This is a genomic window from [Clostridium] scindens, assembly GCF_019597925.1.
Lineage (GTDB): Bacteria > Bacillota > Clostridia > Lachnospirales > Lachnospiraceae > Clostridium_AP.
The window spans coordinates 53,554-75,498 of sequence record NZ_CP080442.1; the positions used below are offsets into that span (position 1 = coordinate 53,554).

The window sequence follows — 21,945 nt, forward strand, 5'->3', positions numbered from 1 at the left end:
GTAGGGAGTTCACGTAACACTTTTGCATTTTGTTACGTGTAAAAGTGAAAAATGTTACGTGTCCTCTTGTAACGCATTCCTTGCCGGGGGTCTAATAAGAAAGACCATACATGGGAAGGAGGAAGGGAATGGCGGTTATATTGCGATTGACATGGCGTTACATGAAGCAGAACCGGAGGCGCACGATAATCACCACGCTGGGAATCGCTCTGGCGGTATGCGCCTTGACGGCAGTGGTGGTATTTACATCTTCGTTTACCAGGATATCAAGAGAGATGGTGATTAAAGACGAGGGTGGCTGGCATGTGAGATTCCACCAAGTGACGGAAGCGCAGGCAAAAGAACTGGCAGAGTGGAAGAAGGCAAAAAAAAGTTCGCCTGCCAAAGACTGCGGCGAGCATGCGGGAGAACTGTGCATGGATGTGGAAATGCGCCGTCCGGGCATAGGGACGCTGGCGGCCGCGCAGAAGTATGCAAAGGAAATCGGAATGGAGGAACTTCCCAAGGGGGAGTGGAGCGAATTATCCGACCATACGACAGCGAAGTATGAAGTAAGTTATCACGACGAACTTTTGCAATACTACGGCGTATTTTCTATGGGACCAGAAGGCGTCGGGGCTCTGTCTGTAAATATCCTGGTTGTAATTATCCTGCTATCCAGCGTTTTTATTTACAACGCTTTTGCAGTCTCTGCATTTGAAAAAATGCGCTATATTGGCATGCTTGGAAGCGTGGGCGCCACAAGGCTGCAGAAATCTGCCTGTATCCTGCTGGAGGGGGCTCTGGAAGGGATTGCAGGAACTATTCTCGGAATTGCCACAGGGAGGAGCATTACGGGAAAGGTAATAGAGGTGGCAGTAAGAGCATTGAGCGCTAGCGAAAATGTAGCCGTCGTGCTGGGAATAAAAGAACTGCTTATCATACTGGGATGCTCTGCGCTTATCATCCTGGCGTCCTGCACAATTCCATCTTCCCGGGCGGCAAACGCAACGGTGATTGACTTGCTGATCCGCCCTTACCCACCGAAACTGGATGGTGAAAGAATCACATCTTTGAAAAGGGAACACAAGATTATCGGCGTAGAAGGAGCAATCGCGCTGAAGAATATCTTTCTAAAGGAAAAGCAGTATTCTGCTTGTATTGGAATCCTAAGCCTTAGTCTGTGCATTCTGCTGAGCGGGACGGTGGCGCTTAAGATACGCGCGGGGGATTACTATGTCAAGGATCTGCGGGAGCGTCCCGAGACAGCCATGTGGACAGAACTGGATTGCAGCGGCGGGAAAATGCAGGAATTCTATGAGAGGCTGAAAGGATTTAAGGAAGTGCAAAGCATCTCTCTGCAACGGGCGCTTGATTTTTCGGGAATCCTGGTGGATGAGGCCGATACTGTTTCGAAAGATTTTAGCGAGATGCAAGTAAAGGACGAAAATGGCAGAGTCGAAGGCGGCAATCTGGCGGAAGTTACGATCATTGGACTGGATGAACGAACCTTCTCTGACTATGCCCAAAAAGCTGGCATAGACCAGGAGAGGGATGACGGGGAATCTGGATATCCTGTCATTCTGGAGGACTATATGCTGGGTATGGAGATATCGGAAAAAGACGGGCAGGAAAAGGATGTCCGGTACGAATACAGCAGCCACCTAAAGAAAATGGATCATGAGAACTTCAATTTTGTATATAGCAAATACGGCGATATGTACAATTGGGGAATGAATTACGACTCTGCAAAGAATCAGTTCGAAATAGCAAAACTGCTGGATGGCAGTTTCTACGTCTTAGGCACCACAAAAGAGACGCCGCCCTATCCCTCTTGTAAAGAATATATGGACGATACCGAAGAAAATAATGGATTTTATGGCAGCAGCCGGCTCAAAGCCTATATGAAAATGGAGGATTTTGAGAGATTCCTGGAGGATCCGGCCTACCAGGATACCTATGGCAGCCATCCCAAAGATGCAGCGGTATCCGGCAACGATGAGCCGAAAAAGATATCGGCTTGTATGACATTTGACATTGCGAGGGAATCTTCCGGTAAGAAATGGTCCAAAGGGGATGTCCAATATCTTCATAAAGATGTGAAGATGCGTGCGCGGGAAGATCGGGCATTTCAGCCTAAAGTATCACAGGCAGCAAAAGATTCAGGGATTTCAGGAAAGGAATATATCTTTGGAAGCGCCGCCGTCTACGAATTGGAGAAAAGCCAATGGTCACAAGGATCTATTGTACAGATCTTGGGATATGGCGCGATTGCGCTGATCGTGGCATTTTCCCTGACTAGCATATTGCAGAAAATATCAACATCAACCAGAACAAGGCGGAAGGAATTTGCAATGCTGCTGTCAATGGGAATGACGAAGAAGAGCCTGAAGAAGATGATAGTTATGGAGAACTCCATCTATGGGCTGATGACAGGAATACTGGGGATTCCGTTCAGCATTTTCCTGATGCATACCCAGTTTTCGGAATATGCGGGGATTGTAAAAAAGGTGCCTTATCATCTTATTGCGATGGAATTCGTAATTGTAATCTTGCTGACGGTATTTCCGGCCATATACGGCATGCGGCAGCTTAGGACGGTGAAAATCATAGATGGCATACATGACGAGGCCTGCTAGAAAAGATCAAAGGAGTAAAAGAGACAAGGTAACCCAATATGGCATAAGTTAGGAGGGCATATGGAAATATTAAGAATAGACAATGTAACAAAGACATATGGGGAAAAGGACACCGCCGTACATGCCCTGGATCGGGTTTCCTTCTCTGTAGAAGAAGGAGAATTCGTGGCGGTAACAGGCCCTTCCGGTTCCGGGAAATCCACCTTGCTGCATATTTTGGGCGGTGTGGATAAGCCGGATAGTGGGACCGTGCAGGTGAAAGGGACGGATATTTTCCGGTTAAATGAGACAAATCAGGCGATTTTCCGCAGACGTCAGATCGGCCTTATCTACCAGTTCTATAACCTGATTCCTATATTGACGGTGGAGGAAAATATATTGCTTCCGTTGCTCCTGGATGGGAAGAAGCCTAACCCGAAGAGGCTGGCGCAGATTCTTTCGATCCTGGGGCTGGAGGATCGGAAAGAACATCTGCCAAGCCAGCTCTCGGGAGGCCAGCAGCAGAGAGTATCTGTGGGCAGAGCGCTGATCACGCATCCGGCAGTCATCCTGGCGGATGAGCCCACCGGCAATCTGGACCAGAAGAATACGAAAGAAATAATGGACCTATTCTGCAAGCTGAACAGGACATATAAGCAGACGATCGTCATGATCACCCATGATATGAGGCTTGCGGCCCAGTGCGACCGGGTGCTCGCGATCGTGGACGGGAGACTTGCGGCTGGACGGACATTAATGAATCAGAAGGTACCTCTGGACAATTGAGTAAAGAAGAACAGAGGCTGAACAGGAGGAATATGAATGAAAGAAAGGATATATAAATTATTCCTCACCCTGCTGGTGAGCCTGTCCCTGGGTGCGGGTCCCATAGCCCAGCATGAGATAGCCAGGATGCTTGAGATGTTTGTGGAAACAGGCGATGCGCAGATTCAAGAACTTGATGATGAAGAAAATGAGTCCGAAGAAATAAGAAAGAAGAAAGATTGGTAATATATCGATTCATAGCCAAAATACAAATGGGGTGTCGTACTTATGTGATAGGTACGGCACCCCTTAATTTTGCTTACCATTAAAAATTCTAATGGAATCCATAGAATGTTTAATAATTAACAAGCGGAAGAAGCCAAACGCGTGCCATTAATTTTTCTGATGATAAGAATAAGGGATCCGGAATAGTTCAAACGAAACATGAAAGATACAATCAAGACAAGGATCAAAAGAAAACTATCAAGGAGGTAAATTATGTCAATATCTGTAGAGTACGCAAACGAACACAAGGATTCACCGGCAGTGCTTTGCTGCAGGGCAGAAGAAGGCACTGTGCTGTCAGCTCATAATCTGGAGGATCCGGCTATATTTGATGATTTGGAGGATTCCGGCCTGCTCAGTTTAGAAGGAGCCTTATCGATCGGCCAGGTTCTGGGAGCCAGGCTCACAAAGACAGCAGATTCTCTGACGCCTGTTACTTTAGAACTTGTGGATCAGATTCAGGAGCAGGAAGAAGAAACAGAGGGAAAAGAAAAAGAAGAGGCATATGCGCAGGATCTATCCGAAGCGGCGGCCCAGGCAGCCTATCCATATTCGGGAACCCAGGGTGCCAATACGCTAAAACTACATATCGGAGAAGGGAAGGGAATTGATATTGAACTTCCATTAGGAGGCTATCCTACTGCGGACGTGGCAACACTTTCCAAAAAAGCAGCAACGCAAGAGAAGGAAACAGTGGAAATGGCAGGGAAGGACATCCTGGCACATGAACTGACCAAATACATCTTCCCAATCCATAAAGTGATTCTCGGAAATGAGACGAAGATCGAGGATGGCGTGCTTACGGTAAGAAAGACGCTGGAAGAGGACGCAAAAGGCGCAAGTCCGATTATCAAGGATGTGAAGGTAGACCTGATCACGCCGGATAATCAGGATGTCTATACCAACAGCATGATGGATATCTGCCCTATCGCGGTAAAGAAAGAGGGCAAATTAGGAGAAGGCGTTACCTACGAGGCCGGAGGCGTAGTCGTTATGCTCACCGGAGTGGAGGAAAGCGGCAAGCAGTGCTCAGACGCGGCTTCATCCGATGGCATTTTCAGCGAGAAGGTAATATTTGGCCGTCCGGGGGCGCCGGATAAAGATGACATTGTTATCCGGGTACATGTAGTAATAGAAGATGGATACCAGATGGAGCGCCCAGGCCCGATGGCCGCGCACAAGGCCGCGGATATACTGACGCAGGAGATCCGGGAAGCATTGAGGGAACTGGATAAGGAGAAGGCAGCAGAAAAGCAGGTGCTGGATGACATCAAGCATATCGGAAAGCCGAGAGTCCTGTATGTAAAAGAAATCATGGGACAGGGGGCAATGCATGACAACCTGATCCTTCCGGAAGAGCCATGCGGATATGTAGGGGCGAGACCCAATGTGGATCTTGGAAACGTGCCGGTATTCTTAAGGGTTAATGAGGTACGCGACGGCGGCATCCATGCTTTGACATGCATTACGCCGGATACCAAGGAGACAACAAGGCTGTACTTTAGAGAGCCAATCATTGACCTGCTGGCTCATGATCCGCAGATTCACTTCCTGGGTGTACTTTTTGTGGGAAGCCCGCAGGCATGCACGGAAAAGTTCTATGTATCCGAGCGAGTCGGAGCAGTAGTGGAATCAATGAACATTGATGGATGCATTGTAAGTACAGAAGGATTTGGCAATAACCACGTAGACTTCGCCTCCCATATCGAGCAGATCGGCAGGCAGGGCATCCCGGTAGTGGGAACTTCATTCTGCGGAATTCAGGGCGCGCTGGTAGTAGGCAATAAATATATGGACACCATGGTAGATATGTGCGTCTCCGAAGATGGATGGGAGACTGATAACCTCTGTGAGAACCAGATGACTCCGGAAGTGGCGCAGCGCTGCGTAGCAATGATGAAGAATAAGATGATGGGCAGATCATTTAAAAAGGCGGAGAGGCAGTGGAGCCAGGCGGTTGCCGATTCGAATGCAGAAAAGATCAAGGAGGCGTAGCAGAGATGCTGATGATTAATGGAATTAAGGTGAATAACGAGGCGGTACTGTATTCGGGCGTTATTACAGACGTAAATGAGACGGAAGTCACCATCAGGATCACCGCCCGTATGGGGATTATCAAAATGCCGCTTCGGGCAATACTGGGAAATGAGTATCCAAAGATCGGGGATAAGGTAACCTGGAAGATGAGTTTGATTGAAATGGAAAATATGAGTCAATATAGGGAGGACTAAGGTATGCAGCTAACTACTTATGAAGAACTACAATCAGAAATATTTACGCCGATCACGCCGGAGGCTGTCTGGACGCCGCTTAAGAAGCCGGTAAAGGACTGCGTCGTAGGATTCGCAAGCGCATGCGGCGTGCATCTGAAAACGCAGATTCCATATAAGACATCTGGAGACAGGAGCTGGAGAACCGTTCCTAAAGATGTTTTGCCAGATGAACTTATGATTACGCATGGCGGATACGATCACACAGATGTCAACAAGGATATCAACTGCATGTGGCCATACCAGAGGATGCAAGAACTGGAAGACGAAGGATTCATTAAGAAATTCTGCGACAACAATGCCGGATTCATGGGAGGCGGCGGATACGTAGAACTTTTAAAAGAGAAGATTGGCCCGGAGATTGCGGAGATGTTTAAAGAGCAAGGAACGGACATTGTTCTTCTCACCGCGGGCTGAGGCACCTGCCACCGCTCTGCAGTAACGGTGCAGAGAGCGATTGAGGCAGCCGGGATATCTACCTGCATTATTGCCGCCCTGCCTCCTGTGTGCAGGCAGCAGGGAACTCCCAGGGCGATCGCGCCTACGGTGCCTATGGGTGCCAATGCAGGCGAGCCGAATAACCCTGCGATGCAGACGCAGATTGTCAAAGAAGCATTAAAGTTCATGGAGGAAGCTGACCAGCCAGGGCTGATTAAGCCGCTGCCGATAGAATATCACGCAAAGATATAAGGGAGGAATGAGACGTGGCATTAAGAATTATTCAGATAGTCCTGATCACTTATGCGGTTGTTGTTGGAACCATTATTATCAGGGACTTTATTAAAAACAGGGAAAAAGATATGTCCGTAAAGATGCAGGTCGCCCATTATATCCTGGGGTTTGTCGTCAATTTCTTTGACGCGCTGGGAATCGGATCCTTTGCTCCTACATGCGCGGCCTATGCAGGATTCAAAATGATTGATGATGACCGGAAGGTTCCGGGAACCATGAATGCGGGAGTGGCAATCCCGGTCATCTTCGAGGCGCTTTTATTCATCACCGCGGTAGAAGTGAAATTGACGACGCTTGTACCTATGGTGCTCTGCGGCATCATCGGATCTTTGGTAGGAACGAGATTCCAGACAAAAGTATCCGAACGGATGATACAGTTCATTCTGGGCTTAGCCCTGTTCCTTGGAGCAATCCTGATGCTTGGAAGCAAGCTGGGAATATTGCCGGGAGGCGGAATGGCAGTAGGACTGGTGGGAACAAAACTGGTAATTGCCTGTATCTGCAACTTTATTCTGGGATTTACCTTATGCTTTGGAATCGGAAACTATGCGCCGTGCATGTGTATCGTATACTTCCTGGGGATGAGTCCTCTTGTGGCATTCCCGATCATGATGTGCAGCGGGGCTATGGTATCGCCAACTACTGGAATCCTGAATATTAAGGCAGGCAATGTAAACCGCAATGCCATTATGGGAATGGCTGCAGGCGGCGTTATCGGAGTGGCAATAGCGGTCTACATCGTTAAGTCTATGCCCATATCCGTGCTGCAATGGCTGGTGATCGTAGTGGTTCTGTACTCTTCGGTTACGATGGTAATCCGGGCCAGCAAGAACAAGGCTGCGGCTTGATCATGGAAGTTCCAAAGCCTGCTTGCGTACGAAGTCAATGAATTTTAAGGTTGCCTTGGATGCATATTTTTCGTCTCTTACAGCAATGCCAAGAGAACGGTAATAATGCTCTTTCAGAGGCCGGCTGCATACATGATTGCTGACGCTGTCGACAACAAGACGGGGAAGCAGCGTTATGCCAAGGCCGGTCTCGACCATTGCAAGGGATGCGGCGTCGTCGGATGATAAATATTTATGGTGGGGATGAATCCGGTTTTCGGAAAATATTGCCCCAAGATCCGCATCCAGGCCTTCGCCAGGCATGATGAATGTCTCGGCGTTCAGAAGCTTCAAGGGAACGCAGGCCATACGGGAAAAGGGATGATCCATTGGGCATATCACCATATACTCATCTTTATACAAGGGCGTAAAACAAAAGTCCCTGGCGGTGGTTGAGGACAGGAAGCTGCAGTTTAGATCTCCTTTTTTTAGCAGAGTGATCAGATCATTATAATTGCCGGAGATCAGCTCAAATTGAATGTTGGGATACAATTCGTTGAATTCCTTCATGAACTTTGGAAGCCAGAGGATGGAAACGCTGGTAAAGGCACCCACGCGGATGGTGCCGGAATGCAGCCCGCTGACGCTGCTGCTTATCTCCTGAATCCGCTCTTCCTCCTTGATGATCCGCTTGATGGAATCAATGATTCTTAAGCCGTCGGCAGTAGGAGAGACTCCGGATTTCGAACGAATAAAGATGGCAAAGCCCAGTTCTTTCTCATAATTGTTGATGGCCTGGCTGACAGCGGACTGTGTGTAGTTCAAGGATTCAGCTGTCTTGGTTATGTTTCCTGTCTCATATGCTTTTAAAATGATCTCATACTTATTCATACAGCGCTCCTTTGAGGTTAGATAATAAAATAACGAAGTTGTTACGATGATTCTAGCATTTTGCAGTAAATAATACAATGCAATATATTATTGGAATATAGTGGAAGGAGTAAAAAAATGAACGTAATACCTAATATAGACCTGTCAAACTATGAACGGGCCTTTACTGTTATAGACACCCACACGCAGGGAGAATTTACCAGAATCGTGCTCGATGGCATGCCGAAGATCGAAGGAAGCACGATGGTGGAGAAACGCAAGTATCTTCAGGAGCATTATAGTCACTTAAGAGAGGCGCTGCTTCTGGAGCCAAGAGGGCATAAGGACTGCTTCGGAGCGATTATCACTGAGCCATGCGACCCAAGGGCCGATTTTGGAATTGTGTTTATGGAGAGCACGCTCTTTACTAACATGTGCGGCCATGGCACGATTGGGTTTTCAACGGCAGCGATCGAAGCAGGGCTGGTAGAAGTCAAGGAGCCGTACACCTATCTGACGCTGGAAGCGCCGGCGGGGCTTATAGAAGTAAAAGTTAAGGTGGAGAATAAGAAAGCCGTTGAAGTCACGCTGACGAATGTGCCGTCATTTGTCTATAAGGAAGGTCTCACCATGCGGTCAGAAGGCCGGGACATCCAGTATGATATAGCCTTTGGCGGACAGTTTTTTGCCATGATTGACGCCGCTCAATATGGTATGGAAATCAATAATAATACGGTAAATGAATTTATTAAGATCGGGTATGACATCATCCGCAGGCTGAAAACAGATCCCGCCGCAAAGGTCCGGCATCCGGAATTGGATATTGCGAGCATTGACGCGATTGAATTTTATGGCAAGCCGGGCCGGGAAGATGCAGATGTCCGAAACGTGGTCACATTCGGTCATCTGCAGGCGGACCGCTCTCCCTGTGGGACAGGAACAAGCGCGAAACTGGCATGCCTGTACAAAGCCGGTAAGATAGAGATTGGCCAGGAACTAAGGAACGAAAGTTTCATGGGTACTATTTTCAAAGGTAGAATCAAAGAGATCACGAAGGTGGGCGAATTCACGGCAGTAGTGCCGGAGATTACCGGAAGCGCCAACATAACCGGAGTCGGCAAATATATCATAGATCAGGATGATCCGCTAAAATATGGGTTTACCGTGGGAATCGGGGATTAGCCTACGGTAAATGGAATATTGTCTTGCATAGCAGGAAGAAAGGCAAACCGTCTTTCTTCCTGTCTTCTATTTATGGAGTCACATATTCGCACCATTTAGAATATATGCTTTCGGATCACATCAAAGGATGCCGGCCCTACATCCAGTACGGCCTTGTGGAACCGCTTCTGGGTGAATCCGTCTCCCTACTTATCCATGGCATCTTTTTTCAGTTCCAGGAATTCCACATAGCCGATGTAATATTTCAAGTAGTTGGCAGGGTCCGCAATGATCAGGTCATAGATGTCTTCTATGGTATTCGTATCCGTGATGCCATAGCCGCGGAAGAAGGAGACCGTATCTAACAGCGTCCATCCGTCATAGTGGATGCCCATGTCCGCCAGCGCATACAGGCCCAGAATGACGGAGGTATTCTTCTGCATCAGGGTTGCCTGCTCCTTGGTAAGCGGCGTATAGTAGTAGCTCATCATTTCGCTGTAAGTAGCCCAGCCTTCCGTATATCCGCCATAATTAAGAAGATTGCGGATGGGGTCCGGCTTTCGGCTCGCATAGTAGACTGTCTGGTACAGATGTCCGGGATATCCTTCGTGAGCCAGGGTTGTAAACAAAGAGATGTCGTCGGGCATGTGTCCCTGGTTGATGTAGATGACGTTATTCTTGGTACTGTCGATGGCAGGCACCATGTAGAATGCAGGGCTTAGATATTCTTCCATAGACTTCTGCACGTATTTAATCTGGGTGCTGACTTCGGGAGGAGCAGGGAATGAGTCCTTAAGCCTTCCTTCCAGGTCTGCCAATATGGAGGCAGGATTTGAATCTTCCAGTATCGTGCCCTGGGTCTTGAAGACATCGGAGGAGATAGAGGAACCCTGTGTGGAAGCAGCCAGCACAGTCTGCATGGCTTTCAGGTCATCCAGCATCTGTGCCTGCGTCAGCTGCTGAAGCTGCGGGATCGTACGGCTGGAGCCGGTTTCGCTTGCAACGACGTTTTCATAGTATTCACGCCCCTTTGGCAGATAGCACAGTCCGTTATTGTTCTTGCCGCTGGTGCGCAAGGCAGCCAGGCCATTTTTTAACAGGCTGTAGGAGGGAAAGATAGACTCTTTGATGGCGGAAGCGTTCTTCTCGATGTAGGACGCCTGCTCTTCCGCTGTCAGTTTTAAGGACTTCAGACGTTCCTCAAAGGAGGAATACAGGTAGTTCTCATCTCCCATATCGATAAAGGCCTGACATTCCTTCATAATATCGTCGGCAGAATAGGAGGCCATAAAAAGCCCGGCCTCGGACTTGGCCTTCTCGAATTCAATGATGGACTGGAAGTACTCGGGCGTCTTGGACAGCAGTTTTAAATATGTATCGACATCAGAGACGTCGTAGAACTGATACTCTGATAAAAGCACCGGAAGCTGGGACTGGGTACCGGTAAGCGGAGCCAGGGGCTCGTCGTACAGAGAGAATTTGGCTTCCTTTACCGAAGAAGAGAGATAATCTTCCAGTACATCATAAGTGAGCTTGTTCTTGGAGGAAAGTTCTTTGCGGTCGTAAGACTGAAGCAGCGCCAGCGCGTTTTCCACAGAAGCGCATATGGCTGAAGTATCCGTGCTGCAAGCGCCATATGTGACGGGGGTATCTTTGATCCCATAGGCAGAAGGATCCTTTAAGGTATAGTGGAGGGTGATCGTGCTTCCGGATACCTCCTGGCAAAACAGGGATCTTGTATAGTTTTCAAAGCGCTGGTCTTCATCGTGGTGAAAATGCCGGAAGACTCCTACAGATAGGAAAATGGCTGCTAAGAAGAGAGATACTATGATGGCAGAACGTTTTTTTGACATAGTGGTCCTTGAGGTTTTTTTACATTTATATGCCGATAAAACAGGTATCATGCCGGGAAGCCATAGAATTCCTGCCAGTCCTGTGATAAGATTAAGAATTAAGAGATGGTATGGGGGTGACGATATGCTGCACATATCCATATGCGACGACGAGCAGATGGCAGCAGAGAGGATACAAGGACTGATCGAGAAGGAACTTAAGGAACAGAGAATTGCATATCAGATGGATCTGTTCAAAAATGGGGAAGAATTTCTCAGCCAGTATCAGATCCGCAGCGAGGAACTGATTTTTCTGGATATAGACATGCCCGTCAAGTCAGGGATAGAGGTCATTGAAGAATTAGAAGAGGTCGGAAAGAACAAGGATGTGATCCTGATTACAAGCCACGACCATCTGGTGCTAAAGTCCCTTACCTATGGGCCGTTCCAGATCATCCGGAAGATGAGCATGGCAGAAGATATTCCAAAGGCTGTCCGGCGATATCTCCGGGAGAAGAAGCAGGAAGATATGGTCATAGAATTTGCGGGAAAAGGATTTGTCAGGCATGTGAAAAAGGAAGATATTGTCTACCTGGAAAAGTACAGGCACAATATTACCGTTCATCTAAAGAACAGAGAGAATCTGTCTATCCGGGGAAATATGCAGGATTACGAAATTATGCTTGCCAGACAGGGATTTGTCAGGATTCATCTGGGGTATATCGTAAACCTGCGGCAATGCTATTCTATAGAAAAAAGCGAGATGATCATGACAGACGGAGCCAGGCTCCCCATCAGCCGGGAACGTCACAAGGCAGTCAAAGAGCAGTTTATGATCAGCAGGAGAAATTAATATGAATCAGGGTATGCTATTCATTGGAGAGGCTGCGAATATAGTAGAGACAGGAATCGTGGTATATTTTCTCACCCGGTGCTTTCCTTGGAAGGAGAAGTATACAAGCCCCAGAGTGCTCTCGGCAATACTGTGGATCCTACTGTTTGCGCTAAGCCAGTTAAATGGATATTTTGTTTACAGCCATTATCTGGTGATCCTGGCGGATATCGTTCTGGTTTTTGCGTTTACAGGGATCTTTATGCAAGGGGACATCCATCTGAAGCTGCTGGGGTGCCTATTACCCTTTCTGACGGTGAGCATCATCAACGTTCTGGTGATGCAGACATTGGCAGTCTTAAATTTGCAGCCAGCAGGGAAGTTCATGGCTAGTTATACGATTCCCTTCTGTATAGGGGCGGTGTTATCCAAATTTCTGCTCTGGCTTATGCTAAGCAAGGTCAGCGCGGTGATACAGGATGAGAATCTATATCTGTCGAAGCGGTATTATGCCATTATCAATGTACTGATGGCATCGGCAATGGGAATTGAATTTTTCCTTCATTATGTAAGCAATACCTATCTGTATGACCTGGCTGCCAGCAGGCTGATGCTTGCGGCGGCTGTAGGATTCGCGCTGATCTGCCTGTACATTGGCTACTCCATCTTCCGCATCGGGCAGCAGAACAGCCAGCTGTTAAGATATGAGCTGCAGCAGTTTAAGAGCCGGGAAAATGAACGCCAGATCCAGGAAGCAGAGCGGGCCGGACTCAGAATTCGCCAGCTCCACCATGACTATAAGAATCATTGCCTGAATATGCAGCAGCTGCTGGATAAGAAGCAGTATGCGGAACTTGAGGACTATCTACAGAAACTTACGGGAAGATACCTCACTCAGAACCAGGACTGCGTGGATACGCATAATGCGGTGCTGGATGCTGTGATCAACACGAAGATACTGGAGTGCAGGGAGGCGGGGATCCAATTTGGCTGCTTTGTCACCGGAGACGTAAGCGAAGTAACAGGCCTTAAGCTGGGGATCATCTTGTTCAATCTGCTGGATAATGCTATAGAAGCAAGCAGGGAGGAAGCGTGCAGGAAAAGAATCGAGCTTCGGATAGAGAAAGATAAGGACGTGCTGAATATTACCATTAAGAATGATATTGTAGATTCCGTTCTAAAGGACAATCCTACGCTTGAGACGAATAAGCCCCATAAAGACCTGCATGGCATCGGCCATTTGACGGTAGAAGAGATGGTGGCGGAGGCCCAGGGCATGGTAGAATACTATGAGGAAGAAGACCGGTTCTGCGTCCATGTATTCCTGCCGGTTCGTAACAGTTGAGTCAAAGAAGATGGCAAAGCGTGCCGTTTCAGCAGCTTTTTAAGCCGAGGATATTGAGCAGCCGCAGAAATTTGGTAAAATTGTCATAGGAATGCGAATCCTTTGAGAAGAAATGACATTCCGGAGGGAGGATGTATGATGAAAAATATGAAAAGATGGCTGGCGGCAGCGCTTGCCGTTATGCTGTGCTTAAGCCTGGCAGCCTGCAAAGGAAAGGACTTTGACGCGAAAGGCTATGTAAAGAGCGTGCTGGATGCGCACTATCACGGAGAGTATAAGGACTACGCGAAATATCTGGATATCTCTGAGGAAGAGGCAAAAGCCGATCTCGACAAGGATGTGGACCAGCAGATCGATCAGGAGGTTGCGGCTATCATTGACCTGGGTGATGAAGGCAAGGCCAGATACAAGGAAATGCTTGAAAAAGTTGAGAAGCTGGCAAAATATGAAGTGAAAGATGCCAAGAAGCAGGACAATGGCAACTACGTAGTGACCGTGGAAGTAGAGCCTTCCAATATATACCAGACGCTGGAGCAGAATTCCACTTCCGTGACGGAAGAGAAAGTGAATCAGGGACTGATGCCGTCAGACCCGGCAGTATTTACTGATATCCTGGTTGAAAGCATCCAGAAGAGCATTGACGGCAATACATATGGAGATGCGACGACGGTCGAGGTAAACGTGACAAAGGATGACAACGGCGCCTATGGCCTGGAAGAATCCGAAGTGCAGAAACTGGCAGACGCATTATTTCCACAATAGAGAATAGAATATGTGACGATAACCAGAGGATATTTCCCGGACTTGCGCTATGGGGGATATCCTCTTTCATTTTACCGTTAATGGCCTATAATAAGCCGGTTCATTCATATACATTCCAGGAAAAATATGGTATAGTAGAACTATATTTACTTAAGCATTTTCTTTTGAAGATGCGGAAGAGAGGTAAGGCATGGAGGGGATGAAACAATTCTTTCTGAATCTTGGAGCATATGCCGGACCCATCATTATTCTATTAGCAGAAATACTCATTGCGGGGATCCTTCTGGGCTGCTTTGCGCTCTTAAGCCGGAAAAGGAAGGAAAAGAGAAGAGAATGGGAGGGCGAGCATCTTTACTATACAGCGATCTCCCAAGGGCAGCAGGAGGTGCATGTCCTAATCAGGCGGGAAGATTTCTGCCCGATATTCATTACAGATAACTTCGAGAATATGATGCATATAGATAAGGAACGGTTCCTGGGAGATGTAGAAGTCCTTAATGGCATGACGGATCGTAAGACAGGGAAGGAATTCTGGAGTTCTTATGGAAGCTGGGATGGAAAAAGCGTGCTAAACAGGGAATTTCGTGTGAATGGAAGAGAGCAGTGGCTGGGATTAAGCGTGTCACGGCTAAGCGACCAGAAGCACGATTTGTTTGTGTTCCGGGATATCACGGAAGAGAAGGAGCGGTTCAAGGAACTGGAGCAAAGGCTTCAGGAGGCGGAAGATGCCAGCAAGTATAAGACGACCTTCCTGTCTAAGATGTCCCACGAAATCCGTACGCCGATGAATGGAATCATCGGCATGATGGCCCTTGCCCAGAGCCAGTTAAAAGAGGATAGCCCTGCGAAGCCGTATCTTTGCAAGGCGGAGGAAGTCTCCCAATATATGCTGTCTTTGATCAATGATATCCTGGATATGTCCAGAATCGAGGCTGGCAAGATTGAATTGGAAGAAAAGGCGTTTGACTTAAGGGAACTTGGGGACAAGCTGCGTGTCATGTTCCAGAAGAATGTGGAGGCAAAAGGCGTCCATTTTGCATTGGAGTTTGTGGATTTTGACGTGAACTTTGTAATAGGAGATGAACTGAGAATATCGCAGATCCTCATTAATTTCCTGTCAAATTCCGTAAAATTTACCAGCGAGGGCGAGATTAGGGTAACGTTCCGCCAGATGCTTAAGGAAGACGGAAGGATAGATTTGATGGTGCGCGTCCATGATACGGGAATTGGAATGGAGCCGGAATTCATCAGCAGGATATTCCGTCCCTTTGAGCAGGAGAGCGCGGATATTATCAAGAAATATGGAGGCTCCGGCCTTGGCATGGCAATCGCCGATCAGATGGTGCGCCTGATGGACGGCGAGATCGTCATAGACAGCATGCCAGGACAGGGCTCTGATTTTATGGTATTTTTGAATCTTCCGATCGCAGATGAACAGGAAGCGGAAGCAAAGGATGAAGAAGAGGCGGCGCAGACGGAAGATTCGGAAGACTTTTCCTATGAGGGCCTTAATATCCTTATGGCTGAGGATAATGAGATGAATGCAGAGATTGCGGTAGGCATTCTTGAGATGAGAGGCGCCCAGGTGGATGTGGCAGCTAACGGCCGGGAAGCGGTAGAGAAGTTCGCCAGCAATCCGCCGGGACACTATGACTTGATCCTGATGGATATTCAGATGCCAGAGATGGATGGCCGGGAAGCCACGAAAACCATCCGGTCAATACAGAGGCCGGATGCAAAAGAAATTCTCATATTCGCGCTTTCCGCGGACGCATTCGTGGAGGACCAGCGGTATTCAGCGGAAATAGGGATGAACGGCCATTTCGCGAAGCCGATTGACTTTGAAGCCATGCGTGTAAGCATAGGCAGGATTATGAAAGAGAGAAAGCAGATATGAAGCGAAGCAGTCTGTGGGGATGGATAACAGGAAAGGCAGCCTTAAAAAGAATCATAGCCGCAGGCGCGGTGATCGTTGGCCTGCCCATCGTCTGGCATAGTTACCAGAACGGCGGAATATTCGACCCGGATAGTTATGCGAAAAACCAAAAAGTACAGGATAACCAGGTTATTTTCCCGGAGGAGGATGAGTACAGCCAGGAAGACGGCGGGAAGGGAGACAGCGATCTGTGGGAGAAAGACCACAAGGCAGAAGAGAAGCTGAACCCGGAAGATATGCCGGACTCCTCCATCCTGTTTGAAACGAAGGGAAAACTGGCGGAATTTGGAAGCGCCGATCAGATGACCTCTGATGCGAACCAGCCAGGAGGCATTCCCGGAAGCCCGGACGGAGATGACGGGCCGACGATCCTGGTTCCGGGAGGGGACGGGAGTATCACAGTACCTGACGGAACATTTGGGCCAGATGGGAACCACAATGGGAACGGATCCGAAGGAAACGGAGGCGGGGATGATTCCCATCCATCCGTGGATCCTGATCCCATTATTCCAGACCCGGATCCCAGGCCGGAACTGCCGCCCGACATCTATGAAGGATTAATTCCGGTAGAGACATTTCCGGATGGAGGAATATCAGGGGACGGCAGCAATGTGAAGATTACCTTAAGGCTCACTGAGGATATATATGAGACAAACCCCATCTATTACGGGGAGGTACTGGATGACTGGAAGCTGTTCTGTGCTGTCTGCGTCTATGTGGATGTGGATAGCGGGGAAGGCATGTCAACAATATACCGGATAGAAGACTATAATGAGAACTTTAAAATCGGAAGTTTTCCCAAGGTGGCTAAGGAAGACTTTTCCGTTGATTTTTACTTTCGGCCAAATAAAGGAAGCAAATGGCAGAAGGAAACCTGGAATTATAAGGTAAAGCCATTCAAAGTCATGTTCAGCGGATGGGAAGAGGGAACCTATTCATCACCGGCATGGTATCCACAGATCGGAGAGACCAGGAATCTACTGAATTACTATCCGGACGTACTTCCAGAAGAGTGGGTGGATATCCGGTCCCTTCCCATTGACCTGCCGGAAATGTTCCCGGGATGGTCGGAGACGCCGCAGGGCGAGCCGGTACCGCTGATATACGCTCCGATGCTTCCGGGACGTCATGTGCTGTATCCTCTGGAATTGGTTCCGGTACCGGAAGGAATGAGCGTCAGTATGGAAATGAACTGGAACTATTGGATGTGCCTGCAGACGCTGAATGAATATACCGGCAGCAGGGAGATGCTGGAGGTGCCGGATGGTATTGGAATGATTGACCTGTATGGGGTAAGCGTGGATGCGATCAAGATTCCCAGTTCCGTGCTGGAAGTGAACCTGGATGCTTTTGGGCTGGAGGTTAGCCAGTCTTACCAAGTGGATGAGGAGAATCCTAATTACGCTTCCTTTGAAGGCATGCTTCTTAACAAAGATAAGACGGTCCTATATGCGGTCCCGTCAGAAAAGAAGACGGTTACCGTACCGGAAACCGTGACATATGCGGAGATATCCAATAATGCGATCGAAGAGATGCATTTTCAGTCCGGCATGCCAATCAAACTGGAACTTGAAAACCTTCACGATGCGTCTCTATATGTTCCGGCGGAGGCGTATTTCACGTATCTTGCAGCCTGGGGAGACCGGCTTGGAAGCAACAGGCTTCTTCCGGATAATGGCGCTGATGCAGAGTTTATTATCCAAGACGGGGCGATCTTATCTAGAGATGGCAAGATTCTGTATGGGCTGCTGGATTCTGTGGGTGGCATCTATGCGGTTCCGGACAAAGTGGAGTACATAGAGGAAGGAGCATTTGCAGGCAGCGCCAGCCTGTCTACAGTTATCCTGCCAGATAGCGTGAAGTCTCTGAATGCCCAGGCAATGACGGGCAGACAGATATCCTGTATTATCTGCCTGGGAGCTGAGCCGCCTGCTATTAAGGGGGACAGTTTTGATAATCTGGACGTTCTTCAAGTACAGGTTCCCAAAGGAGCCGGAGAATCTTATGTGGACGCGTGGACGCAGGCGCTGGGCAGGGAGAAAGCTGAGGCGATCGTGACGGAGGCGTTCAATCAGATGGAGAGCAAGGATGGATATACTTATCTGACGCAGGAAGATGGGGCGGTTCTTCTGAAAGTGCCGGAGGATCTGGTGTACTTTAACGGAAATGAATTGCAGGATGTTACGATCAAGGAGATTGGAAGCAACGTATTTTCCAATTGCGGACAGTTGCTGGTGGCAGAACTGCCAGAAAGCGTCAAAAGAATTGGCGAGGGCGCATTTGAAAAATGTAGAGAAATCCAGGGTATTGTAAGTTATTCCACCGATACGGTGACCGTGGGAGAGAATGCATTTGCAGGCTGCAGCAAGTTAAGGTTCCTGGCATTCAATGCTGCTTCGGCCACCTTTGAAAATGAATATTGGCCAGGAGGAGGCATGAAATACTGCGTACCGGAGGGGGCAAGCGGATATAACGGCAATCATGTGCCGCCAGGCTGTGCTTCATATTTCCTGGAAAGCCAGAATGAAGGCCGGCTGCTTTATGGAGAGGATGAAGAAGGCAGGTATCTGCTAGCCGCTACCGATAATATTACAGGAGAGGTGCTGTTGCTGCCCGATACCTTGGAGATTGACGACGAAGCCATGTCTGGCTGCGGAGAATCATTTACCTTAGATTCGGCAGGGATGGCAAGGCTGCGCTATATAGGGGATTATGCCTTCATGGATTCCGGGGTGACCGGGGATATCATACTTCCAGATACGCTAAGATATCTCGGCGGTTATACGTTCTATGGATGTACAGGCATCTCATCCATCCATATAGATGGCCCTCTTGACTGGTACAAGAATGAATTTCATGGCCCGGAACTTAGAAGCAGCGTATTTTCGGGGTGTACAAATCTGGAAACAGTGACCTTTGGAAGCGAATGCGGAGTGAAAACGATCGGAGAAGAAGCATTCTGGAATACGGCGCTGAAGTCTATCGACCTTCCGGAAGGAGTCACAGGCCTTCTTTCAGGCGCGTTTGGCTGTACACAATTGACAGAGATCAAGATTCCCGCCAATATGGAAAATATATATTACTCCGTCTTTGATAGCTGCTCGAAACTTAAAAAAGTAGAGTTTAGCAGTGACATTCCGCCAAGCCTGATCCTATATGGGGTAGGATATGGATATCTCTTTGGCATGGATCTGCCGGATGACTTCCGTATTGTGCTATCAGGAAATGCGGCTGGAAAAGAGGAAGCCTATATTGAGGCATGGAAATATGCTATGATAGGCTACGGAGCGGATGATCAGAATGAACTGTCGCAAGACCAGATAAGAGAAGGCGAGAATATCGTGCGGAGACTGCTGGGGCTTGAGGCGGCGCGCATTGAGGCGGCTCCTGCACCGGTAGCGCCGGATGCCATGCCAGCGCAGGAAGAAGAGAACGAGAGCGAAGATGCCGGGGGCGAGCCGCAGATTGACGATGTACAAGACAAGGCGGAAGATGCTGGAACCGGCAATGGGAACGCCGGGACAGATGCAGAGGCCGACCATGCAGAGCCGGAGTCCGGCAAGGCAGAGAATGAGGGGGAAGAAGAGTTATGATTATCGAACAGTCGGAACATATTGTCCGGGAAGTCAGGAAGGCTTTTATCGGAAAAGACGAGATTATAAAGAAGGTGCTGATGACGATATACGCCGGAGGCCACATTCTTCTGGAAGATTCTCCGGGGGTGGGAAAGACCGCTCTGGCGCTGGCGTTTTCCAGAGCCATTGGACTGGATTATAAGAGAATCCAGTTTACGACGGATACGCTTCCGTCGGATATTACCGGGTTTACTATGTTCAACCGGCAGGCCAATGAGTTTGTATATCATGAAGGCGCGGCAAACTGCAACCTTCTGCTGGCGGATGAGATCAACCGTACTTCGCCGAAGACGCAGGCAGCCCTTCTGGAGGCCATGGAGGAGAATAATGTTACCGTAGATGGAGTGACCCATATGCTGCCTTCGCCGTTTATCTGCATCGCGACCCAGAACCCTTTTGGAACGTCAGGCACCCAGCCGCTGCCGGAATCTCAGATGGACCGTTTCATGACAAGGCTGTCTATCGGGTATCCGTCAGCCGAAGATCAGATGCAGATCCTGAAGGCGCACCGGTACGCCAACCCACTGGAAGACATTCAGGTGGTGGCAACCAGAGAAAATATCCTGGAGGTCAGGAATTATCTGTCCTCCGTGCGGCTAAACGATGATATGCTCCGCTATATTATAAAACTGTGTGAAGAGACCCGGCAGCTTCCACTGGTGGAACTGGGCATCAGTCCCCGTGGAGTGCAGGCGTTGACGAGGATGTCCAAGGCTCATGCGATTCTGCATGAAAGAGGCTATGTTGTTCCGGAAGACGTGCAGGCTGTCTTTGTAGACGTGTGTGCCCATCGTCTGGTACTGAGGCCTCAGGCCAGGGTAGAAGGCGTGACGGAGCGTGATCTTTTGGCGGATATCCTCAAAAGATTCCAGGCGCCTGCAATGAATAAGAGGTGGAAGAATGAATAAAAGCCGGAAGATATATGGGAGTATCTTTCTCTTCTCCCTTTTCATCCTCCTTCTGTCCGGCAGCCGGTATGTCTTAGCGGCAGTGGCAGCAGAGGCCGCCCTTTTGCTCTTGCTAAGGATACTTCTGTCTGTTGATGCAAAAGGCATCCAGCTAATGCAGAAAATGCAAACGGCATGCGTTGCCGGACAGGAACTGGAGATATCTATGGAGGCACTTTCGAAAAGGCGGCTTAGGGCAGCCGGAATTCTGGAAGTTACTATGGCATACCGTAATGTGCTGTTTGGGTTTACAGGGAGGCAGCAGATTCAGATTCCCCTTGCAGGCAGACAGGAATCCTTTCTGATACCGTTTGGCTCTGAACTGTGCGGGGAAGTGCATGTGAAGGTAGAAAAGGCTGTCTGCTATGACCTTTTCGGCCTGTGCAGGGCGGAATTGGAATGTCCGGGCGAGCAGATGCTGACGGTGCATCCCGGGAAGGTGCCGATACGCCTGCTGCTCAAGCGGCAGCCCCAGGGATATCTGGAAGGGGAACAGTATTATCAGAGCCGGAAGGGCAATGATGTAAGCGAGGTCTTTGACTTGAGGGAATATTACCCGGGAGATGACATCCGCTCAATTCACTGGAAACTGTCCAGCAAGATGGATTCTGTGATTGTCAGGGAAGGAAGCGACACGTCCCATTATGATACGATTCTTCTATTTGATGCCGGGCTTGGAGGCAAAGAGAAGCAGTGGGATAAGAAAGTATTGTCATCTGCCGTAGAACTGGGGATCTCTGTAAGCGGCAGGCTAATTGAGCTGGGAATACCCCATTATATAGGAATACCGGCAGGGGACAGGATTTTGCGGCTTCAAGTGTCAGATCGTGCGGATTATCTGCAGATGATAGATATCTGGATGGGGATCACTCTTCCAAAGAAGAGCGGAATAGTACTCCAGAACTTTCTGATTGAGAAAATGCAGAAGGAGTATACAAAGCTTATCTATGTTGCGGTGGGAGAATATTCGGAAGAATTATTCCAGATGGAAGGGGAACTGGACATGACGGCAATATGCCTGCAGGAGAACGGCGATCAGGTGGGACTGACGCAGAGAGGCTCAAGCCAGCTGGTGGAACTTCCCTATGATCTGCTGTACAGCCATCCTCATAATATATCTATATAACAAGAATCCTTCCTCAAAGGATC

Annotated in this window: 16 protein-coding genes and 1 pseudogene; 15 read left to right on the forward strand and 2 right to left on the reverse strand. The window is 48.7% G+C overall.

All coding sequences use genetic code 11. The features are described from left to right. Positions 1 to 128 precede the first annotated feature (128 nt). The 7 genes from K0036_RS00280 to K0036_RS00310 all read left to right on the forward strand — a co-directional run bounded on the left by K0036_RS00280 (position 129) and on the right by K0036_RS00310 (position 7,497). The gene (locus K0036_RS00280; protein WP_220430430.1) at positions 129 to 2,618 is read left to right on the forward strand and encodes an ABC transporter permease; all 2,490 of its coding nucleotides are present in this window, start codon (positions 129 to 131) and stop codon (positions 2,616 to 2,618) included. Positions 2,619 to 2,678: 60 nt separating this feature from the next. Beyond that, the gene (locus K0036_RS00285; RefSeq protein WP_220430431.1) at positions 2,679 to 3,383 is read left to right on the forward strand and encodes an ABC transporter ATP-binding protein; all 705 of its coding nucleotides are present in this window, start codon (positions 2,679 to 2,681) and stop codon (positions 3,381 to 3,383) included. 36 nt (positions 3,384 to 3,419) lie between these two features. Then, entirely contained in the window at positions 3,420 to 3,608 is a 189-nt protein-coding gene (locus K0036_RS00290) for a hypothetical protein (RefSeq protein WP_025646311.1), read from the forward strand. Between the two features lie 252 nt (positions 3,609 to 3,860). After that, complete coding sequence (gene prdA, locus K0036_RS00295; RefSeq protein ID WP_220430432.1) at positions 3,861 to 5,642, forward strand: D-proline reductase (dithiol) proprotein PrdA; 1,782 nt, start codon at positions 3,861 to 3,863, stop codon at positions 5,640 to 5,642. A 5-nt stretch (positions 5,643 to 5,647) separates the two neighbouring features. Continuing rightward, entirely contained in the window at positions 5,648 to 5,878 is a 231-nt protein-coding gene (locus K0036_RS00300) for a CBO2463/CBO2479 domain-containing protein (protein ID WP_025646307.1), read from the forward strand. A gap of 3 nt (positions 5,879 to 5,881) precedes the next feature. Beyond that, on the forward strand, positions 5,882 to 6,607 hold the full coding sequence (gene prdB, locus K0036_RS00305) for a D-proline reductase (dithiol) protein PrdB (RefSeq protein WP_220430433.1): 726 nt from the start codon (positions 5,882 to 5,884) through the stop codon (positions 6,605 to 6,607). A 14-nt stretch (positions 6,608 to 6,621) separates the two neighbouring features. Further along, positions 6,622 to 7,497 carry a sulfite exporter TauE/SafE family protein gene (locus K0036_RS00310; RefSeq protein WP_220430434.1) on the forward strand — a complete coding sequence of 292 codons (876 nt, stop codon included), beginning with the start codon at positions 6,622 to 6,624 and terminating at the stop codon, positions 7,495 to 7,497. Here the strand turns inward: K0036_RS00310 and K0036_RS00315 are convergent, their stop codons facing one another. After that, positions 7,498 to 8,367 carry a LysR family transcriptional regulator gene (locus tag K0036_RS00315; protein WP_025646300.1) on the reverse strand — a complete coding sequence of 290 codons (870 nt, stop codon included), beginning with the start codon at positions 8,365 to 8,367 and terminating at the stop codon, positions 7,498 to 7,500. Between the two features lie 117 nt (positions 8,368 to 8,484). Between K0036_RS00315 and K0036_RS00320 the strand changes: the two genes are divergently transcribed. Continuing rightward, a complete protein-coding gene (locus tag K0036_RS00320; RefSeq protein WP_173694688.1) occupies positions 8,485 to 9,528 on the forward strand; it encodes a proline racemase family protein in 1,044 nt (347 codons plus the stop codon). Positions 9,529 to 9,623: 95 nt separating this feature from the next. On the opposite strand, the pseudogene K0036_RS00325 reads toward K0036_RS00320, so the two are convergent. Beyond that, positions 9,624 to 11,360: pseudogene (locus tag K0036_RS00325) on the reverse strand (DUF885 domain-containing protein). 124 nt (positions 11,361 to 11,484) lie between these two features. Here K0036_RS00325 and K0036_RS00330 point away from each other — a divergent pair. The 7 genes from K0036_RS00330 to K0036_RS00360 all read left to right on the forward strand — a co-directional run bounded on the left by K0036_RS00330 (position 11,485) and on the right by K0036_RS00360 (position 21,922). Continuing rightward, positions 11,485 to 12,192 carry a LytR/AlgR family response regulator transcription factor gene (locus K0036_RS00330; protein ID WP_025646293.1) on the forward strand — a complete coding sequence of 236 codons (708 nt, stop codon included), beginning with the start codon at positions 11,485 to 11,487 and terminating at the stop codon, positions 12,190 to 12,192. A gap of 1 nt (position 12,193) precedes the next feature. Next, complete coding sequence (locus K0036_RS00335; RefSeq protein ID WP_220430435.1) at positions 12,194 to 13,516, forward strand: sensor histidine kinase; 1,323 nt, start codon at positions 12,194 to 12,196, stop codon at positions 13,514 to 13,516. Between the two features lie 135 nt (positions 13,517 to 13,651). Further along, positions 13,652 to 14,278, forward strand: coding sequence for a hypothetical protein (locus K0036_RS00340; RefSeq protein ID WP_227036236.1), 627 nt, complete (start codon positions 13,652 to 13,654; stop codon positions 14,276 to 14,278). Between the two features lie 190 nt (positions 14,279 to 14,468). After that, complete coding sequence (locus K0036_RS00345) at positions 14,469 to 16,175, forward strand: ATP-binding protein (protein ID WP_025646287.1); 1,707 nt, start codon at positions 14,469 to 14,471, stop codon at positions 16,173 to 16,175. Continuing rightward, positions 16,172 to 19,807, forward strand: coding sequence for a leucine-rich repeat domain-containing protein (locus K0036_RS00350; RefSeq protein WP_220430436.1), 3,636 nt, complete (start codon positions 16,172 to 16,174; stop codon positions 19,805 to 19,807). Before K0036_RS00345 ends, K0036_RS00350 begins: the two co-directional genes overlap by 4 nt. Continuing rightward, positions 19,804 to 20,757 (forward strand): AAA family ATPase, encoded by a 954-nt coding sequence (locus K0036_RS00355; RefSeq protein ID WP_220430437.1) that lies wholly within the window; start codon positions 19,804 to 19,806, stop codon positions 20,755 to 20,757. The genes K0036_RS00350 and K0036_RS00355 overlap by 4 nt, the downstream gene beginning before the upstream one ends. Continuing rightward, the gene (locus tag K0036_RS00360) at positions 20,750 to 21,922 is read left to right on the forward strand and encodes a DUF58 domain-containing protein (RefSeq protein ID WP_025646281.1); all 1,173 of its coding nucleotides are present in this window, start codon (positions 20,750 to 20,752) and stop codon (positions 21,920 to 21,922) included. Before K0036_RS00355 ends, K0036_RS00360 begins: the two co-directional genes overlap by 8 nt. Positions 21,923 to 21,945 lie beyond the last annotated feature (23 nt).